The following is a 19123-nucleotide window of genomic DNA, read 5'->3' on the forward strand; positions in this document are numbered from 1 at the left end:
CGCTGCCGTTTCCGCCGCCGGGCCATGCCAAACTGAGACAGATCGGGCGCTCTAGCGGGAGACGAGCGCAGCAGAGCATGCTGGGGCCCGTGCGGCGGGCGCGGCGAGGCGGGCGTCGTTGCGCCGGAACCAGGCGAGGGACGGGCGCTCGACGAAGCGGTAGGTGAGGGCGGCGAGCGGCACCGTGGCCGCCACCAGGGCGGCGGCGACCGCGAGGTTGGCGAGGCCGGATCCGAAATCGAGGTAGCGGTCGTGCCCGAGGATCACCGTGTGCGGCAGCCCGGTGCGCTGCTCGACGTAGTGCATCGCGGTCGTGAAGACCTGGATCACCGGCAGGTGCAGGAGATAGATCGAGAACGACCACCGGCCGAGGCACTGGGGCGCCTGAGCCCGGGCGAGCCCCGACACGGCGCCGCGCTGGTGCGAGAACAGCGCGATCGCGGCGGCGAAGACCAGGCTCGCGCCGTAGCCCAGCGGCCCCTGGGGCAGCATCAGCACCAGGGCCGGCAGCGCCAGGACCGCCAGGATCTCGGCCCGGGTCGCGGCGGGGCGGGGCAGGCGGACCGCATCGCGCAGGCCGTAGGCGAGGCAGCCGAGGAACAGGTCGAACAGGCAGCGCACGATGCCCCAGTTCTGGATCACGAACAGCGTGCGTGGGCTCACCCACCACAGGGCCAGCGCACTCGCCGTTGCGAGCCCGACGAAGGCGAGGCGGGCCCGTGGCCCTGCGGCCAACACGGTCGCGGCCAGCACGATCGAGGCCCAGAACTCGACCGCGATGCTCCAGGACGGGAAGTTCCAGCTGTAATCGCCGAAGGTGCGGAAGTTCTGCAGGAACAGCAGGTTCGTGACGATCTCGACCGGCCGGTGCGCCGCGCCGAAGGGGGGCGTCGCGACCGGCGCGTCGGGATGGTGCGAGAGGTAGAGGAACCGCACCGTCTCGATCAGGACCAGAAGCCCCAGGGTGAGGGCGTGGAGCGGCCAGAGCCGGCCGAAGCGCATCAGCACGAAGCGCAGGACCTGCCGGCCGCTCGCCAGCCGGTCGCCATAGGCGTGCAGCAGCACGAAGCCCGACAGCACGAAGAAGACGTCGACGCAGAATTGCAGGTTCGGGAACCAGGCCTGCTGCTGCAGCGGATGGGCGAGCGGCATGTGGAAGAACGCCACGGCGAGTGCGCAGACGCCCCGGCCCGCATCAAGCGCCTCGAACCGTTCCGACCCAACCCGTCCGCGCATGGCCGCCACCCGTGCCGTTCTCGAACAATCCCGTCCCGTCCGGGGATGCCGCACGGGAAATCGTCCTCGCCGCCGCAGGATCGATGCCGGGCGAGACCCCGAAGGCGGGACTTGCTGTGGGGACTTGCTGTGGGGGACTTGCCGAGGGACCATCCATGGTCAGCCCGGGCGGCGATGCTGGTTGGTATTGGTCGATTCACCAGCCGCGCAGATTGCGTTTGATTTCTGCCCTGTATCTGTCTATGCATAAAACAGCACAGAACGAGGTCGAACGATGGCGTCCAACCAGGAAATCCGTACGATTCTGGCACGCCACGGCAACCTCGCCCGCACCCTCGACCGTCTCTCGGACGACGATTGCCTGTTCGACAACGGACTCGACTCGTTCGGCGCGGTCCAGGTGATGATGGACCTGGAAGAGCATTTCGGACTCGAGTTTCCGGAACACCTGCTCAGCCGCGAGATCTTCTCGACCGTCGGCAATATTCGGAGCTTCGTCTCGGGACAGGTGCTGCGCAAGGCGGCGTGAGCCGGCTCGACCCGCGCAACGGCAGCACGACAGTCCCGATGGTCTCGAACCCGCGCGGCGGCGTCGAGACGATCTTTTTCGCGTGTGCCGGCCCGGCCGCGATGGGTCGGACGGCATTCCCGATCAGGTCGGGATCGGACCGGTGGCCACCACGCCGGAACCCTCCCCCTCCAGGCAGGGCTATCCGGGGAAAATCCGTTTAAAAATCAAGCGCGTGATCCCCTCTCCCCGCGGGCGCAGGGCTGTCCGGGGCAAAGGGGGGAGGGTTGACGGGGCGGCGGCCCCTGCTCCCCGACCTGCGCTCCCTGCTGTATCTTGTACCGGGGACCGACCGCTTCACATCCCTCCATGTCCATCCCGGAGCCGTGTACACGAACCCGGGATGAGGAGGCGAGCAGCGCTCAGTTGAACTTGCCGCTCGCCGCCGCGCCGTCCGGCCCGGTGATCTGCACCACGCCCTTCGGGTTCGCGCCGAGCGCCACTTCGGCCTCGCCGGTGAGCCGGGCGGCGGCCGGTGTCAGGATCACGCGGGCGGGCTTGCCGCCGACGACCAGGATCGCCGTGCCCTTGAACCCGGCCGGGGACACGGCCTTCTCCTTGGCATCGTAGATCGTGACCTCGACGGTCCGGTCCCGGGTCACGAGTTCGATGTGGTAGGGCCCGGCATCGGCGATGCGCCCGCCATTGTGGCCGGCTCCCTCGTGGGCGCAGGCGCGGTGGGCGCAGAGCGGCAGGGCGAGGGCCAGGGTGCCGGCGGTGAGGATTCTGCGAAGCGGCATCGTGTCGGTCACTCTTACGGTGAGGGGGGATCAGTAGAGGTCGGCCGGCGCGGCGCCCGCCGGTGTATGCGCCGGCACGGCCGCCCGCGCCGCCATCAGGCGCTCCAGGGGGCGGCGGCCGCAGCGCAGGATCAGCACCGGCGTCAGCAGCGCGTCGAGGAGGGTGGCGCTGACGAGCCCGCCGAAGATCGTCACCGCCACCGGGTGCAGGATCTCCTTGCCGGGGCTCGCGGCGTCGTGGAGCAGCGGCACCAGGGCGATTCCGGCCGAGAGCGCGGTCATCAGCACCGGGGTCAGCCGCTCCAGGCTCGCGCGCACCACGAGGTCCGGCCCGAACGGCACGCCCTCGTGCAGGGCGAGGTTCAGGGTGTGGCTGACCTTGAGGATGCCGTTGCGGGCCGCGATGCCGGTGAGCGTGATGAACCCGATCATCGAGGCGACCGAGAGCGGCTGGCCGGCGAGCCACAGGGCCGCCACCGAGCCGACCAGCGCCAGCGGCACGCTGCCGAGGATGATCAGCGCCAGCGCGGCCGACCGGTAGCGGCTGGTGAGCAGCGCGAAGATCAGCCCCAGCGAGACCAGCGACAGGGCCCCGATGGTGCGGCTCGCCTCCTCCTGCGCCTGAAAGGTGCCTTCGAGGCTGGCGAAGGTGCCCGGCGGCAGGGTCTCGGCGGCGACCGTCTTGCGGATCGCCGCGATGATCTCCGCCATGTCGGATCCGGCGGTGGTGTTCGCCATCACGACGAGGCGGCGTCTCCCGTTCTCGCGCAGGATCTGGTTCGGCCCGTCGGTCTCGCGGATGTCGGCGACCTGGCGCGCCGGCACCCAGCCCGACGGCGTCTCGATCAGGAGGTCGCTCAAGGTCGCGGTGGTGCGTTGCGTCTCGGGGAGCCGCAGGACCACGTCGAAGCGGCGGTAGCCGTCGACCACCGTCGAGACCAGGCGCCCGTTGGAGAGCCGGCTGATCTGCTCGACCACCATCGCCGGCTGCACCCCGTAGAGCGCCGCCCGGCCGTAATCGACCCGGATCTCGAGCTGCGGGATCCGGGTCTGCTTCTCGATCTGGAGGTCGGCGAGGCCGGGAATGACCCGCATCCGCTCCTGCAGCGAGGCCGCCACCCGGCGCAACGCATCCAGATCCTCGCCGAAGATCTTCAGGGCGATCTCGGCCCGGACGCCGGACAGCATGTGGTCGAGCCGGTGCGAGATCGGCTGGCCGACATTGACCGAGACCGGCAGGACCGCGAGGCGCCGACGGATCTCCGCCACCAGCTCCGCCTTCGGCCGCCCGCCGCCTTTGAGCGCCACTTCGAGGTCGGAGGAATGGACGCCCTCGGCATGCTCGTCGAGCTCGGCCCGGCCGGTGCGCCGACCGACCGCGGCCACTTCCGGGATCTCCATCAGCAGCCGCTCGGCGATGGCGCCCACCCGGCTGCTCTCGGTGAGCGAGATGCCCGGGGTGAAGGCCATGGTGACGGTGAACGAGCCCTCGTTGAACGGCGGCAGGAAGGCCCGCGGCAGTTGCGACGCGGCGATTCCGGCGCCGGCCACCAGGGTGACGACGGTGCCGACGAGAAGGCGCTGGTGGCGGAACACCACCGCCAAGGCGGCGGCGTTGAGGTGCTTGAGCCCGCGGATGAACCGGCTCTCGTGCTCCTCCAGGCTCTTGAGGCCCGGCAGCAGCCAGGAGGCGAGGACCGGCGTGAGCGTGATCGAGACGACGAGGCTCGCCAGGATCGACACGATATAGGCCTGGCCGAGCGGCGCGAAGAGCCGCCCCTCGATGCCCGACAGGGCGAAGAGCGGCACGAAGACCAGGACGATGATCGCCGTGGCATAGACAATGCCCGAGCGCACCTCGTTCGAGGCCGCCACCACCACCTCGAAGACCGAGCGCGGATTGCCGGCGGCGCGGTTCTCGCGCAGTCTCCGAAAGATGTTCTCGACGTCGACCACCGCGTCGTCGACGAGTTCGCCGATCGCAATGGCGAGGCCCCCGAGCGTCATGGTGTTGATCGACAGCCCGAGGAGGTGGAACACCAAGGCCGTCGTCAGGATCGAGACCGGAATCGCGGTCAGCGAGATCAGGGTGGTGCGGACGTTCAGCAGGAACAGGAACAGCACGAGCGCGACCACGGCGATCGCCTCGACCAGCACCCGCTCGACATTGCCGATCGAGGTCTCGATGAAGTCGGCCTGCCGGAACAGGATCTTGTCGGCGGAGATGCCGGCCGGCAGCGAGGGCGCGAGATCCTTGAGCGCAGCCTCGATGTTGCGGGTCAGCGCCACGGTATCGACGTCGGGCTGCTTCTCGACCGAGACGATCACCGCGGGCTTGCCCTGGTAGCCGCCCTCGCCGCGCTTGGCTTTCGCCGCGAAGGAGACCTCGGCGACCTGCCGCAGCCGCACCGGGGCGTTGCCGCTGGCGCCGACCACGAGGTCGCGCAGATCCTCCAGGCTCATCGTGCGGCCGATGTTCCGGATCAGGTATTCGCGCGAATACTGGTCGGTGAAGCCGCCGCCGGCATTGGTGCCGAATTGCTGCAAGGCGGCGTCGAGCTGGGCGTTGGTGACGCCGAGTGCGCGCATCGCCGCCGGGTTCGGGGCGACCCGGAACTGGCGCACCTCGCCGCCGATCGGGATCACCTGCGCCACCCCCGGCACCGTGAGAAGCCGCGGCCGGAGCACGAAGTCGGCGGTCTCGCGCAGCTCCATCGGGCTGACGGACTCGCCGGTGACGGCGATCAGCAGCACCTGGCCCATGATCGAGGAGACCGGGCCCATCTGGGGCGTGACCCCGCGGGGCAATTGGTCCTGGACCAGGCTCAGGCGCTCGGCGACCTGCTGGCGGTTGCGGTAGATGTCGGTGCCCCAGGCGAACTCGACATAGACCACCGACAGGCCGACGCCGGAGACCGAGCGCAGCCGGGTCACCCCGGGCAGGCCGTTGAGGCGGGTCTCGATCGGATAGGTCACCATCTGCTCGACCTCCGGAGGCGCGTAGCCCTCGGCCTCGGTCATGATGGTGACGGTCGGGCGGTTGAGGTCGGGAAAGACGTCGACCGGGAGCCGGGTGAGGCTGAACGCGCCGTAGAGCACCAGCACCAGGGCCAGGGCCAGGACGAGCAGGCGGTTGCGCAGCGACTGCGTGACCAGGAAGGAGAACATCTTTTGGTGTCTCCCTACCGGACCTGGTCCAGGAGCTCGGCGCCCTGGACCACCACGCGGATGCCCGGCGTCACCCCGGCCTCGACCAGCACCCGCGTGCCGTCGAGGGGCGCGACCCGCACGGGTCTGGCCTCGTAGCGCTCGGCGCTCGTGTGGGCATAGACCACATCCTGGCCGTTGGCGGTGCGGACCACGCTCGCCCGCGGCAGGGCGAGGCCGTGCTGCTCGGCATCGGTGGCGGCGAGCACGGTGACGAACTGGCCGACCCGCAGGCCCTCCGAGCCCCCTTGGATCGCGAACTGCACGGGAATCGCCTGGTTGCGGTCGGCCAGCCCCGCGCCCTGGTAGGCGAGCGCCAGGGTCCGGCCGTCGGCGAGCCGCGCGGTGGCGTCGGATGCGGGCGTCAAAGCATCGAAGCTCAGGGCCTCGACCCAGAGTTTGGCCGGATCGACGATCTGGAACACCATCTGGCCGGGAGCGGCCATCTGTCCGGCGACCGCCGCGGCTTCCGCGATCACGCCGCCGACCGGGGCGGTCAGCACCTCCGGCTCCTGGCGGATGCGGTCGAGGGCGGTGCGGCGGTCCTTGAGGCCCTTCAATTCGTCCTGCGCCTCGTCGAGCTGGACCTGCGAGACGGCGCCGCTCGGGCTGAGCTTGAGGTAGCGGTCGACCCGGCGCTGCACGATGGCGATCTGCTGATCGAGCTCGCCCTGGCGCTGGCGCATGTCGGAGAGATCGACCCGCTGCACCGGCGGGGTGACCAGGGCCAGCGCCTCCCCGGCGCGAACCTTGGTGCCGAGCCGCGGGAAGGTGCCGGAGGGCGGCGGCGCCAGGCGCCCGCCGACCGAGGATTGCACCACGCCGCTGGCATTCGGGTCCGGGATGATGCGGCCGGGCAGGGACACGGTACGGCGGAAGGCGCCCTCGGCCGCGACCTGCGTGCGCAGGGAGAGCAGGCGCTGGGCGGGTTTGGGCACGAACACCGCCCCGTCGCCGAGGCGTTGGGCGAGGTCGGTGGGCGAGGGCACGAAGGCCGCGCCGGTCTCCGGGTGGTCTCCCTCATGCGCGAAGGCGGTGGCACCGAGCACCAGGGTCGCGGCCAGCACCAGAACGGCGAGGACGGGCGCCCGGCGTCCAGCCCGCATCAGCCCCATGGCGGCGAGCCCCAGGGCGAAGCCCCCGGCGGCGGCGAGGCCGGCGCCTGGATCGCGGGCGGCGATCCGGTCGGTCAGGCCCTCGGTGAGCCGGTGCAGCCAGCCCTCGCCCTCATGCCCGGCATCATGCGCGGCTTCGTGCCCGGTAGGAGCAGGCTCGGCGGGTTTCGGCATCGCGACGCTCAGCGGCAGCACGTCCACGTCGGCGCCGGCGGTCACCGTGACGACGAGGTCGAGGTGATCGGCCTTGGGATCGCGGGTCGCGAGCCAGGGCGCGGGGAGGCGGTAGCTGCCGTCCGGGGCGGGTTCGGCGGTGGCGGGACCTGTCGGCGTCTCGACCTCCAGGGTGGCATCGGTGATCGGTTCAGCCGTCGCGAATCGGTCGAGAAAGAGCACCAGGGCATCGCCCCGGGGGATCGCCACCAGCTCGAACGCGGCGGAGGACGCCTCGCCTCGCGGCGCAATGGTCTTCGAGACCGGCGGTTGCGGGGCACCGTGGTCGTGGCCCTCATGGGCATGGGCGGAGAGAAACGGCAGCGCCAGAAGAGCAAGCGCCACGGCCAGCGCACGCGGCGCTGCCGTCGACCGGAACGGGAACATCAGGAATTGGACCTTCGCGAGCGGACGTCGAGGAGCGCCCGCGGCAGTATCCGCCCGTCTCAGGCGGCGCGCCGGCGCGGGACGCGGGCGTCAGGCGAAGGATCGTGGCGGCCGGGCGGGCGAGTCCGGCGCGATGCCGGCGGGCACCGCGTCCTCGGCGGCCTTCAGGCGGCGGGCCGGAGTGAGGGCCGGGAACGCCGCCAGGCCGTCGGGAAGCAGGCCGGGCACGCAGCAGGAGGCGCCCATCAGGCAGCACAGACCGTTGCAGGGCCGGGCAGCGGGCGCCGCGTCCGGGTCGATGGCGGTCAGGCGCGGGCCTTGCGCGACGGAGCGCGCCTCGGCCAGCGTCAGCGCCGCCGCGGCGGGGGCAGGTCCCTCGACATGGGCGCGAGCCTGATGCGAGTGCCCCTGATGCGCCTGCGCCGACGACACCCCGACCACCGACGAGCCGACGCACGCGGCGATCAGAACGATCACCACGGCGAAGAGCCGTGCGAGGGGACGGGGCAGGGTCATGCCATCAGGATACCAGATTCGGGCCCGGAAGGAAGCGGGAGCGTCGGGCTTCGGCCCAGCATGGTCTCGAAGCCTGTTTGGCTGTTCGACGGACCCTCTCCCATCCGCGACCTCGTCCTGAGGTGTCATACGCTTTCCGGTTGATCGCTTCGCGATGCGGAAAGCGGCTTCGCTCAGGCGCCGCGCGGGCTGATGATACGGAATCCGGAAGTGATCTTCCGGATTCCGTATCAGCCGATTGAAAATCGGGTGACCTCGAAGGAGGGTTCCAGGGATCGCAACGGTATCTGGAGCCATCCTTCGAGGCTCCTTTCAGTCACACCTCAGGATGAGGTCGCGGGTGGGATGAAAATCCCTCGCGATGCCGATCTCTCGACTCAAGCAGGCTCTCAGCCCGGCCCCGACGTCTTGTCCGGATAGCGGCACAGGTCGGCGATGGCGCAGCGCCAGCATTCGGGCTTCCTCGCCTTGCAGGTGTAGCGCCCGTGCAGGATCAGCCAGTGATGGGCGTCGAGGCGGTAGGGCTCGGGCACGATCGCCTCCAGCCCCGCCTGGACCTTGTCGGTGGTCGAGCCCGGCGCGAGCGGGATGCGGTTCGAGACCCGGAAGATGTGGGTGTCGACCGCGATGGTCGGCTCGCCGAAGGCGACGTTGAGCACGACGCTCGCGGTCTTCTTGCCGACGCCGGGCAGCACCTCCAGGTGCTCGCGCTCCCGCGGCACCGCGCCGCCATGCTCCTCGACCAGGATGCGCGAGAGCGCGATGACGTTCTTGGCCTTGGTGTTGAACAGCCCGATCGTGCGGATGTGGTGGCGCACCACCTCCTCGCCGAGTTCCAGCATCGCCGCCGGGTTGTCGGCGCGGGCAAACAGCGGCGCGGTAGCGATGTTCACGCTCTTGTCGGTGGCTTGCGCCGAGAGCACCACCGCGACGAGGAGCGTATAGGGGTTCACGTATTCGAGATCGGAGCGCGGCTCCGGATTGGCGGCGCTGAGCCGGGCGAAGATCTCCCGCAGCGTCGCGGCATCGACCGGCTCCGGGGTCGTAGCCCGGGCGGTGAGGGGCTTCACCAGCCCTGCCTTGGCAGGTGCGGTGATTTTGTCGGGGGCGGCCTGCTTCCGGCGAGTCATGGGTGCCTTATATGGGGCGCATGGCGAGCGGCAAGGCATCCGACGACGCAAGCACGCGGCACCCCTACGGGCGCGACCCGGACGCGATCGAGCGCCCGGTCTTCTCGGCGACCATCCGGCCGCATTGCTCGCTGTCGCGCCTCGGCTTCCGGGTCGTGATGGTGGCCTGCGGCGGCGTCGCCCTGGTGACGGGGATCGCCTTCCTGCAGATGGGGATGTGGCCGGTCACCGGCTTCTTCGGCCTCGACATCGCGGCGCTCTGGCTGGCGCTCACCCTCAATGCCCGCCGCGGCCGCTCCTTCGAGCAGGTGGTGATCAGCCAGATCGAGGTGCTGGTCGCCCGCGTCAGCCATCGCGGCGAGCGGGCCGAGTGGCGCTTCAACCCGCTCTGGACCCGGCTGCACAAGGTCGAGGACGAGGAATTCGGGCTCCTGTCGCTGTCCTTCGTGTCGCGCGGGCAACGGGTGCTGGTCGCGCGGGATGCCTCGCCGACGGAACGGCAGGCGGTGGCCGACGGGCTGACGCGGGCCTTGGCGGAGGTGAAGAAGGGGTATTGAGGGATTGAGCCTGTTCGACTTGATCCAGCCACTCAATCCCACCCGCGACATCATCCTGAGGTGCGGGTGGGATGGAAATTCCCCTCTCGAATTTCTCGTCGCAAGCCAACCGGGCTCCCAGCCATTTTGATATTTCGGACTGATCTTATTTTCTCTTCCTCGCCGGCTGCCGCAACCACTCCGCCAGCTTGGTATACCGCGGCTTCACCCCACCCCGCACCGCGATCGCCACCGCGCGGGTCTGGGCCACCAGCACCACCAGCCGCTTGCCCCGGGTCACGCCCGTATAGAGCAGGTTGCGGGCGAGCATCGTATAGTGCTGGAGTGCCACCGGGATCACCACGGCGGGGTATTCCGAGCCTTGCGATTTGTGGATCGTGATGGCGTAGGCGGGGCTCAAGGCGTCCAGCTCCTCGAACGGCCAGGTCACCTCGCGCCCATCGAAGCCCGCCACCAGCGATCCCTCCTCGGGATCGACCCGCAGCACCACGCCGAGATCGCCGTTGAAGACCTCGCGGTCGTAGTCGTTCTGCCCCACCATCACCCGGTCGCCGGGGGCGAAGACCCAGCCGAAGCGCTCGACCGAGACGGCCGGGTTCGGGTTGAGCACCCGCTGGAGCGCCTGGTTGAGGTGGCGGCTTCCCAAGGCGCCGCGGGTCATCGGGCAGAGCACCTGCACGTCCCGGACCGGGTCGAGGCCGAAGCGGCGCGGGATGCGGCGGGTGACGATCTCGACCAGCTTCTCGGCCCCGGCCTCGGGATCGTCGATCCCGACCACGAAGAAGTCGCCGTCCGGCGTGTCGGCGCCTTGCGGCATCCGCCCGGCATTGATCCGGTGGGCGCCCGTGACGATCCGGCTCTCGGCGGCCTGGCGGAACACCTCGGTGAGGCGGGCGACCGCGAAGCGGCCCGCATCGATCACGTCGGCGAGCACCCGGCCCGGCCCGACCGAGGGCAGCTGGTCGACATCGCCGACGAGCCACAGCGCGGCGTGGCGCGGCAGGGCCCGGGTCAGCGCGTTCATCAGCGGCACGTCGATCATCGAGGCCTCGTCCAGCACCAGGAGGTCGCAGGACAGAGGAGCGTGCTCGTTGCGCTGGAAGCCGCCGTGGCGCGGGTCGATCTCGAGCAGGCGGTGGATGGTCCTGGCCTCGCGGCCGGTCTGCTCGCTCATCCGCTTGGCGGCCCGTCCCGTGGGCGCGGCGAGCAGCACCGCGGCCCCCGCCCCGTCGAGCATCCGCAGGAGCGCGTCCAGCGTGCTGGTCTTGCCGACGCCCGGCCCGCCGGTCATCACCGCGACCTTGGCGTTCAGCAGCGTCGCGGCGGCGGCTCGTTGCGACGGCGAGAGCGGCCGGCCGGTCTCGCCCTCGACCTTGGCGAGCGCGGCCTGCGCATCGATCTCGTCCCAAGGCAGGGGCGCGTCGTCGAGGGCGACCAGCCGCTCGGCGATCGTCCGTTCCGCCGCGTGCAGGCCGCGCAGGAACAGGTGCGGCACGTCCTGGATCGTGTCCATCACCACCGACTCGCCACCGATCTCCTCGACGAGGGCGGTGCGGAGCAGGCCCGCCTCCACCGCCAGCAGCGTGGCGGCGCGGGTGATGAGGTCCGGCACCGGCAGGGCGCAATGGCCGTCATCCATCGCCGCCTGGAGCGCGTAGGCGAGGCCGGCGCGCAGGCGCTCGGGCGCGGTCGGCGCCAGGCCGAGCTTGCCCGCGATGGCATCCGCCGTGCGAAAGCCGATGCCGCGTACGTCGCGGGCCAGCCGATAGGGATCCTCGGTCATCACCTGGACCGAGTCGGTGCCGTAGGTCCTGAAGATCCTGACCGCCCGGGCGGTGCCGACGCCGTGGGCGTGCAGGAACACCATGATCTCCCGCACCGCCTTGTGCTCGGCAAAGGCCGCGGTGATCCGGGCGGCGCGCGTCGGGCCGATGCCCGATACCTCGGTCAGGCGCTCCGGCTGAGCCTCGATCACCGCGAAGGTGTCGGCCCCGAAGGCCTTGACGATGCGCTTGGCCATTTCCGGGCCGATGCCGCGCATCTGGCCCGAGGCGAGATAGCGACTGATGCCCTCGACGCCCGTGGGAGGGGTCGCCGCCAGGGTGTCGGCGCGGAATTGCAGGCCGTGCTCGCGGTCGCTGACCCAGGCGCCGGTGGCGGTCACCCATTCGCCCGCCGCCACGGCGGGAGCGTGGCCGATCACCGCCACGAGGTCGCGCCGGCCCCGCGCCTTGACCTTCAGGACGCAGAACCCGCTCTCGGCATTGTGGAAGGTGACGCGCTCGATCGACCCGGCGAGGGCGTCGGGCGAGCGGGAGGGCGGGGGAGCGAAGGCGGCCATCGGCGCCCGTGAAGATCGGAAGGGGGCGGGAAGGCTGCAAGTGCGATGGTGGGGGGCGTGTGTCGTCGTCACGGCTCCGGGCCGCTCACATCCTCCTCCCTCCCTGGACCTCATCCTGAGGTGTTAGCCGATTGAAAATCGGCTGACCTCGAAGGAGACCTCCAGAGATCGCCGAGACTTCTGGAGCCCTCCTTCGAGGTCAGTCCATCTGCGATGAACTGACACCTCAGGATGAGGTCGAGGATAGGATTGCCGAGTCGGCGGACGTCAAAACAATTTCGAAGCGCGTCCTCTACCCCTCCCGCTCGAAGACCAGGTTCAGCCGGGTCTTGGCGATGCGGCGGTAGCCGTGGCGGGTGAGCAGGGCGGCGAGGTCGGTCTGCCACAGGTCGGTGCCGTCCTCGACGATGAGGAGGCGCGGGTACAGGGAGGACGGCGCCTGGCGCAGGAACGGTTCGAGGATCAGATCCTCGGCGCCCTCGACGTCGAGCTTGACCGCGTCGAGCCGGGTCAGGCCCTCGCCGCGCACGAGGTCGAGGAGGGACACCGCCGGCACCCGGATCGCCGCGCCCTCGTTGGTGCCCACCACCTTCAGGCTCGATTCGCCGCGGTTGCGGGGATCGACGAACAGGGTCATCTCGCCGGCCTTGTCGGCGACCGCGCAGGCCACCGCCTTGACGCTGCCGAACGGGTTCTGGGCGATGTTGTAGGTGAGCTTGTCGAAGATGTCCGGCTGCGGCTCCACCGCCAGGACCCGCGCGCCGGGGCCGGCGGCGGCGGCCACGAACAGCGCGTAGGCGCCGACATTCGCCCCGATGTCGAGGAAGACGCAGTCCGGCTTCACCCGCTCCCGCAGGATCGTCCGCTCCAGCGGATCGAAGAACTGCGGGGTGAAGAGCACCTTCTTCTCGCAGTTGTTGTTGTAGGGATGCAGCCGCATGCGTGCGCCGTAGCGCTCGACGTCGAGGGGCCGGCCGCGCAGCAACCGGATGGCGCAGCGGCGCAGGAGCAGGGCGAGGCGCCGCGCCCCCCAGCTCTCGTCGGGCAGGCGCTCGGTGCGGGACAGGATCCAGCGCACGAGCCCGGCGGGCGCGTAGGTGCCGAAGGGATGGAGGGTCTGTGTCATCATGCCGGTTCGAGGCCGCGGCGGGCCGCGGCCGCCCCGCGCGGACGCGGAGGCGGGTGGGAGTATCGTGGGGGGCGTCATGCCACCCCGGCGGGCGGCCGGCAATGACCGGCGGCGCGGGGGATCAGGCGAGCGGGCCCGGGATCGCCTGCTCGGCCTCCTGCGTCAGCCGCGCCTCGTGACGGCGCACGAACAGCCACAGGGCGATGCCGCCGAACACCACGATGGCGAGGAGCCCCAGCCCGACCGGGCCGGCGACGTGCTCGATCGAGCGGCCGCCCCAATAGGCGCCGAAGCCCATCAGCGAGGCCCAGGCGATGCCGCCGGCGGCGTTGAACAGGAAGAAGCGGCGGGCGTCGAACTGGTTCACCCCGGCAAGCAGCGCCGCATAGGCGCGCAGCATCGCGGTGAAGCGGCCGAAGAACACGATCTTGCCGCCGTGGCGGCGGAAGAGATACTGGCCGAGCTTGAGGCGGCGGTGGTCGAGGGCGATCTTGCTCCCGTGCCTGAGGAGCAGCGGCATGCCCCAGCGCCGGCCGACCCAGTAGCCGAGATTGTCGCCGATGATCGCGGCGGCCGCCGCCGCCAGCACCACGAGGCCGATGCGCAGGTTGCCGGTGGAGCCGGCATAGACGGAGGCCGAGATCAGCGCCGTCTCGCCCGGCATCGGCACGCCGGCGCTCTCGAGGGTGACGATCAGGAAGATCGCCCAGTAGCCGTAATGGGAGATCAGGTCGGCGACCGGGAGGTCGTGGAGGAAGTGCATTCTGGTCCCGCTGACGCACGATGCAGGGCGGCGCCGTGTCGCGCCCGATCGGCTGAAATAAGGGATTCGATCGTGGCTCTTCCAGGGCAACGCTCGGGCGGCGTTCAGCAATCGTGACGCAACATCGTCGTCGTACTGGCGACGCATTGCCATGCGGAATGGCCGTGCGGATCGGCGACGAGATGCCCGTCAGGCGAACGTGACGCAGGCGCAGGGCTGCGCCGCCCGCACGACATGAGAGGTGTCGCGGGGGCAAGGTCGGTGTTTCCAAGGTTGGTGGCTTCAGGTCCGGGTTGTCCAGAGCGATGAACGAGTTGTCTCCCATCCGGACCGATGACGCGGTCGAGCAGCGGCCGCGTCGGCGCGGCCGTGGGCTCGTGTGGCTGATCCTGCTGCTGGCGCTCGCCGGGGGCGGGTACTGGGCCTACCGCACCTATCTGCCGGATGGGTTCCGGAAGCCCGAGACCCAGCAGGCCGGGTCCGGACGGCGCGGCGGGCGCCGCGGCGCGGGCGGGGAGGGGCCGCAGGCGGTCGGCATCGCCACGGTGCAGCGGGGCGACATGCCGGTGGTGCTGTCGGGGCTGGGCACGGTGACGCCGCTCGCCACCGTCACGGTGCGCTCGCAGGTGAGCGGCTACCTCACCCGGATCGGCTTTCGCGAAGGCCAGACCGTCAAGGCCGGCGACTTCCTGGCCCAGATCGACGTGCGGCCCTACGAGGCGCTGCTGGCGCAGTACCAGGGCCAGCTCCTGCGCGACCAGGCCCTGCTGCAGAATGCCCGCCTGGACCTGACCCGCTACCAGACCCTGAACCGGCAGGATTCGATCTCGAAGCAGAACGTCGACACGCAAGCCGCCACGGTCAAGCAGTACGAGGGCATCGTCGCCTCCGACCAGGCCCAGATCGACCAGCAGAAGCTCAACATCAGTTACGGCCGCATCACCTCGCCGGTCGAGGGCCGGGTCGGCCTGCGCCAGATCGACCAGGGCAACTACGTCACCGCCGCCTCGACCGGCATCGTCGTGGTCACCCAGCTGCATCCGATCTCGGTGCTGTTCACCCTGCCGGAGACCGTGCTAGCCCGGGTGATGGACCGCCTGCGGGCCGGCGCCACCCTGCCGGTGCGGGTCTTCGACCGCTCGGACACCACCGAGATCGCGCGGGGCAACCTCGACACCGTCGACAACCAGATCGACGTGACGACCGGCACGGTGAAGCTGCGGGCGCTGTTTCCCAACACGGACGACCGGCTGTTTCCCAACCAGTTCGTCAATGCCCGCCTCGACGTCGACACCGTGCGCGACGCGGCGCTGGTGCCGGCCGCGGCCGTTTTGCGCGGCACGCCCGGCACCTACGTCTATCTCCTCACGGCTGAGGACAAGGTCGCGGTGCGGACGATCGAGATCGGCGAGAGCGACGGGGTGCGGACCGTCGTCACCAAGGGGCTCGCGGTCGGCGACCGGGTGGTGGTCGACGGGACCGACCGGCTGAAGGACGGGGCGGCGGTGCGCGTCACCGGTGGGCGGCCCGAGACGACGGCCGGGCCGGAGGCGGCGAAGCCGGAGGGCGGGGAGGGCGCTGCGGCCCAGCCGAAGCCGGAGGGGCAGCGTCCCGAGGGCGAGCGCCCGCACCGCCGCCGGCAGCAGAGCCAGAACCCGTGATGACGTGGCACGCCGCTATGAACCCTCCCCCCTCTGCGGGGGACTATCCGGGGGAAAAAATGGCGCGGGAATCCTCCTCTCCCCGCGGGCGGGGAGAGGGCTGCGAACCCCTTGTCGGGTTCGCAGCGAGCCCGCACAGCGAACCGCAGGTTCGCCGCGAGGGTGAGGGGGTTTTTCCGGGAGCGCCTCACTCGTCGAGACCCCCTCACCCTCGCTTCGGCTGCGCCTCCGCTTCTTTCGTCCCCGGCAAGGGGGACGAAAGCCTCTCCCCGCCCGCGGGGAGAGGGGAAACCCGCGCCTTTTCCTTTTCCCGGACAGCCCTGCGCGTAGGGGGCAGGGTTGAGGCAGCGCGCCTCATCGGAATCGCCCGATGAACCCCTCCCGCCTGTTCATCCTGCGCCCGGTCGCGACCACGCTCCTGATGCTGGCGATCCTGCTCGTCGGCATGATCTCCTACTTCAACCTGCCGCTCTCGGCCCTGCCCTCGGTCGATTACCCGACGATCCAGGTCCAGACCTTCTATCCCGGCGCCAGCCCCGAGGTGATGACCTCGGCGGTGACGGCGCCGCTGGAGCGGCAATTCGGCCAGCTCGCCAACCTCAACCAGATGACGTCGCAGTCCTCCGCCGGCGCCTCGGTCATCACGCTCCAGTTCAACCTCGATCTCGGCATCGACATCGCCACCCAAGAGGTTCAGGCCGCGATCAACGCCGCCGGCAACCTGCTGCCGGGCGACCTGCCGGCCCCGCCGGTCTACGCCAAGGTGAACCCGGCCGACGCGCCGATCCTGACGCTGGCGCTCACCTCCAAGACCCTGGCGCTGACCCAGGTCCGCGACCTCGCCGAGACGCGGCTGGCGCAAAAAATCAGCCAGGTCTCGGGCGTCGGCCTCGTCTCGATGGCGGGTGGGATGCGGCCGGCGGTGCGGGTGCGGTTCAACGCATCGGCGCTCGCGGCCTACGGCCTCAACATCGACGATTTGCGCACCACCATCAACAACCTCAACGTCAACACCCCGAAGGGCTCGATCGACGGGCCGACCCAGTCCTTCACCATCAACGCCAACGACCAGATCCGCGATCCCAACGCCTATCGCGACGCGGTGATCGCCTATCGCAACGGCGCGCCGGTACGGCTCTCGGCGGTGGCCGAGGTGGTGGAGGGGGCGGAGAACACCCAGCTCGGCGCCTGGATGGACACCACCCAGGCGGTGATCCTCAACATCCAGCGCCAGCCCGGCGCCAACGTCATCGCGGTGGTCGACCGGATCAAGGCGCTGCTGCCCCAGCTCCAGGCGACGCTGCCGGCGGCGATCCAGGTCACCCCGCTCACCGACCGCACGGTGACGATCCGCGCCTCGGTGGAGGACGTGCAGTTCGAATTGCTGCTGGCCATCGCCCTGGTGGTGCTGGTGATCTTCCTGTTCCTGCGCTCGCTGCCCGCCACCCTGATCCCGAGCCTGTCGGTGCCGCTGTCGCTGGTCGGCGCGCTCTCGGTCATGGACCTGTGGGGCTTCTCCCTCGACAACCTGTCCTTGATGGCGCTCACCATCGCGACCGGCTTCGTGGTGGATGACGCGATCGTCGTCATCGAGAACATCGCCCGCCACGTCGAGGAGGGCGACAGCCCGATGGAGGCGGCCCTCAAGGGCTCGCGCGAGATCGGCTTCACCATCATCTCGCTCACCGTCTCGCTGCTCGCGGTGCTGATCCCGCTCCTGTTCATGGGCGAGGTGGTGGGGCGGCTGTTCCACGAATTCGCCATCACGCTGGCTGCCACCATCGTGATCTCGGGGATCGTCTCGCTGACCCTGGTGCCGATGCTGTGCGCGCGGCTGCTGCGCCACGAGGCCCCGCAGGCCCGCGCCGCCGGGCGCCTGTCCAATGCCGGGCGCCGGCTGATGGAGGGCGGCATCGCCTTCTACGGCCGCACCTTGCGGGGCGTCCTCGCCCATCAATGGCTGACGCTGCTGGTGGCAGTGGGCACCCTCGTGCTCACCGTCTACCTCTACGTCGTGATCCCGAAGGGCTTCTTCCCGGTCCAGGATACCGGGCTGATCCAGGGCATCACCCAGGCCGACCAGACCGTCTCGTACAGCGCCATGGCCGAGCGCCAGCAGCGCCTGGCGGAAGCGATCCTGAAGGATCCGGACGTGGTCAGCCTGTCGTCGTTCATCGGCGTCGACGGCCAGAACGTGACGCTGAATTCCGGCCGCTTCCTCATCAACCTGCGCCCGCGCGAGGAGCGGACGGAGAATGCCAGCGCGATCATCCGGCGGATCTCCGCCCGGGTCGGCGACGTGCCGGGGATCGCGCTGTTCATGCAGCCGGTGCAGGACCTCACCATCGACACGGCGGTGAGCGCGACCCAGTACCAGTTCATCCTGGAGAACCCGGATCTCGGCGCCTTCGACACCTGGGTCCCGCGCCTCGTCGACCGCCTGAAGCAGATCCCGGATCTGGCCGACGTGGCGAGCGACCGGCAGGCGAGCGGGCTATCGGCCTACATCACCATCGACCGCGCCACGGCCGGACGCTACGGCATCACCCCGGCTTCCGTCGACAACGCCCTCTACGACGCCTTCGGCCAGCGCATCATCTCGACCATCTTCACCCAGTCGAACCAGTACCGGGTGATCCTCGAGGCCGATCCGGAGCTGCACCGGACGCTGGACTCGCTGCAGCGGATCTACCTGCCGTCCTCCACCGCCACCAACGGCCAGGTGCCGCTCACCGCCATCGCCCAGGTGAGCGAGCGCCGCGCCCCCCTCCTCATCAGCCATCTCGGCCAGTTCCCGGCCACCACCATCTCGTTCAACCTCGCGCCGGGTGCCTCGCTCGGGCCGGCGGTGGCGGCGATCCGGGCGGCGGAGGCAGAGCTCGGCATGCCCGACAGCTTCCGGCTGATCTTCCAGGGCTCGGCGCTCGCCTTCCAGGCCTCGCTCGACAACACCCTGTTCCTGGTGCTCGCGGCGATCGTCACGGTCTACATCGTGCTCGGCGTTCTGTATGAGAGCTTCGTCCACCCGATCACGATCCTGTCGACCCTGCCCTCGGCCGGCATCGGGGCGCTCGCCGGGCTGATGCTGTTCAACCACGACCTCGACATCATCGGCATCATCGGCATCGTGCTCCTGATCGGCATCGTGAAGAAGAACGCCATCATGATGATCGACTTCGCGCTCCAGGCCGAGCGCGAGGAGGGCATGACCCCGCGGGACGCGATCTACGAGGCCTGCATCCTGCGCTTCCGCCCGATCCTGATGACGACCTTCGCGGCCCTGTTCGCGGCGATCCCGCTGATCCTCGGGACGGGGACCGGCTCGGAGCTGCGCCAGCCGCTCGGCATCTCGATCGCCGGCGGCCTGATCGTGAGCCAGATCCTGACGCTCTACACCACGCCGGTGATCTACCTCGCCTTCGACCGGCTCGGCCGGCGCCTCTCCGGGCGGCGCAGCAGCGGGCTCGCGCCCGGGGAGGCGGTGCCGTGAGGGGCGCGACGGCCGAACAAATTTCCACTTTCGGTCGCGCGCATCCCCTCTCCCCGCGGGCGGGGAGAGG

At 70.2% G+C, this 19123-nt stretch carries 13 protein-coding genes; 4 read left to right on the forward strand and 9 right to left on the reverse strand.

Features of this window, described 5'->3' with window-relative positions:
• Nucleotides 1-51 precede the first annotated feature (51 nt).
• Nucleotides 52-1236: an acyltransferase family protein gene (locus HBB12_RS05555; RefSeq protein WP_236988440.1), complete on the reverse strand. Its 1185-nt coding sequence runs from the start codon at nt 1234-1236 to the stop codon at nt 52-54.
• 274 nt (nt 1237-1510) lie between these two features.
• Here HBB12_RS05555 and HBB12_RS05560 point away from each other — a divergent pair, with 274 nt between their 5' ends.
• The gene (locus tag HBB12_RS05560; RefSeq protein ID WP_236988441.1) at nt 1511-1765 is read left to right on the forward strand and encodes an acyl carrier protein; all 255 of its coding nucleotides are present in this window, start codon (nt 1511-1513) and stop codon (nt 1763-1765) included.
• A gap of 401 nt (nt 1766-2166) precedes the next feature.
• Here HBB12_RS05560 and HBB12_RS05565 read toward each other — a convergent pair whose 3' ends face one another.
• The 5 genes from HBB12_RS05565 to nth form a co-directional block, all read right to left on the reverse strand.
• Nucleotides 2167-2544 carry a hypothetical protein gene (locus HBB12_RS05565; RefSeq protein WP_236988442.1) on the reverse strand — a complete coding sequence of 126 codons (378 nt, stop codon included), beginning with the start codon at nt 2542-2544 and terminating at the stop codon, nt 2167-2169.
• 30 nt (nt 2545-2574) lie between these two features.
• Nucleotides 2575-5712 (reverse strand): efflux RND transporter permease subunit, encoded by a 3138-nt coding sequence (locus tag HBB12_RS05570; protein ID WP_236988443.1) that lies wholly within the window; start codon nt 5710-5712, stop codon nt 2575-2577.
• Nucleotides 5713-5726: 14 nt separating this feature from the next.
• Nucleotides 5727-7466, reverse strand: a complete 1740-nt coding sequence (locus tag HBB12_RS05575) for an efflux RND transporter periplasmic adaptor subunit (RefSeq protein ID WP_236988444.1) — start codon at nt 7464-7466, stop codon at nt 5727-5729.
• A gap of 90 nt (nt 7467-7556) precedes the next feature.
• On the reverse strand, nt 7557-7982 hold the full coding sequence (locus HBB12_RS05580; RefSeq protein WP_236988445.1) for a hypothetical protein: 426 nt from the start codon (nt 7980-7982) through the stop codon (nt 7557-7559).
• A 389-nt stretch (nt 7983-8371) separates the two neighbouring features.
• Complete coding sequence (nth, locus tag HBB12_RS05585) at nt 8372-9112, reverse strand: endonuclease III (protein WP_236988446.1); 741 nt, start codon at nt 9110-9112, stop codon at nt 8372-8374.
• A 20-nt stretch (nt 9113-9132) separates the two neighbouring features.
• Between nth and HBB12_RS05590 the strand changes: the two genes are divergently transcribed.
• Nucleotides 9133-9669 (forward strand): DUF2244 domain-containing protein, encoded by a 537-nt coding sequence (locus HBB12_RS05590; RefSeq protein ID WP_236992673.1) that lies wholly within the window; start codon nt 9133-9135, stop codon nt 9667-9669.
• Between the two features lie 145 nt (nt 9670-9814).
• Here the strand turns inward: HBB12_RS05590 and recD2 are convergent, their stop codons facing one another.
• From recD2 to HBB12_RS05605, 3 genes are all read right to left on the reverse strand, one after another.
• Nucleotides 9815-12010, reverse strand: coding sequence for an SF1B family DNA helicase RecD2 (gene recD2, locus HBB12_RS05595; protein ID WP_236988447.1), 2196 nt, complete (start codon nt 12008-12010; stop codon nt 9815-9817).
• A gap of 292 nt (nt 12011-12302) precedes the next feature.
• Nucleotides 12303-13136, reverse strand: coding sequence for an FkbM family methyltransferase (locus HBB12_RS05600; protein ID WP_236992674.1), 834 nt, complete (start codon nt 13134-13136; stop codon nt 12303-12305).
• A gap of 124 nt (nt 13137-13260) precedes the next feature.
• Entirely contained in the window at nt 13261-13902 is a 642-nt protein-coding gene (locus HBB12_RS05605; RefSeq protein ID WP_236988448.1) for a DedA family protein, read from the reverse strand.
• Nucleotides 13903-14207: 305 nt separating this feature from the next.
• Here HBB12_RS05605 and HBB12_RS05610 point away from each other — a divergent pair, with 305 nt between their 5' ends.
• Both HBB12_RS05610 and HBB12_RS05615 read left to right on the forward strand, forming a co-directional pair.
• Nucleotides 14208-15563, forward strand: coding sequence for an MdtA/MuxA family multidrug efflux RND transporter periplasmic adaptor subunit (locus HBB12_RS05610; RefSeq protein WP_236988449.1), 1356 nt, complete (start codon nt 14208-14210; stop codon nt 15561-15563).
• Nucleotides 15564-15933: 370 nt separating this feature from the next.
• Nucleotides 15934-19053 (forward strand): MdtB/MuxB family multidrug efflux RND transporter permease subunit, encoded by a 3120-nt coding sequence (locus HBB12_RS05615; protein ID WP_236988450.1) that lies wholly within the window; start codon nt 15934-15936, stop codon nt 19051-19053.
• Nucleotides 19054-19123 lie beyond the last annotated feature (70 nt).

This window comes from Methylobacterium sp. SyP6R (assembly GCF_019216885.1).
Taxonomy (GTDB): Bacteria; Pseudomonadota; Alphaproteobacteria; order Rhizobiales; family Beijerinckiaceae; genus Methylobacterium.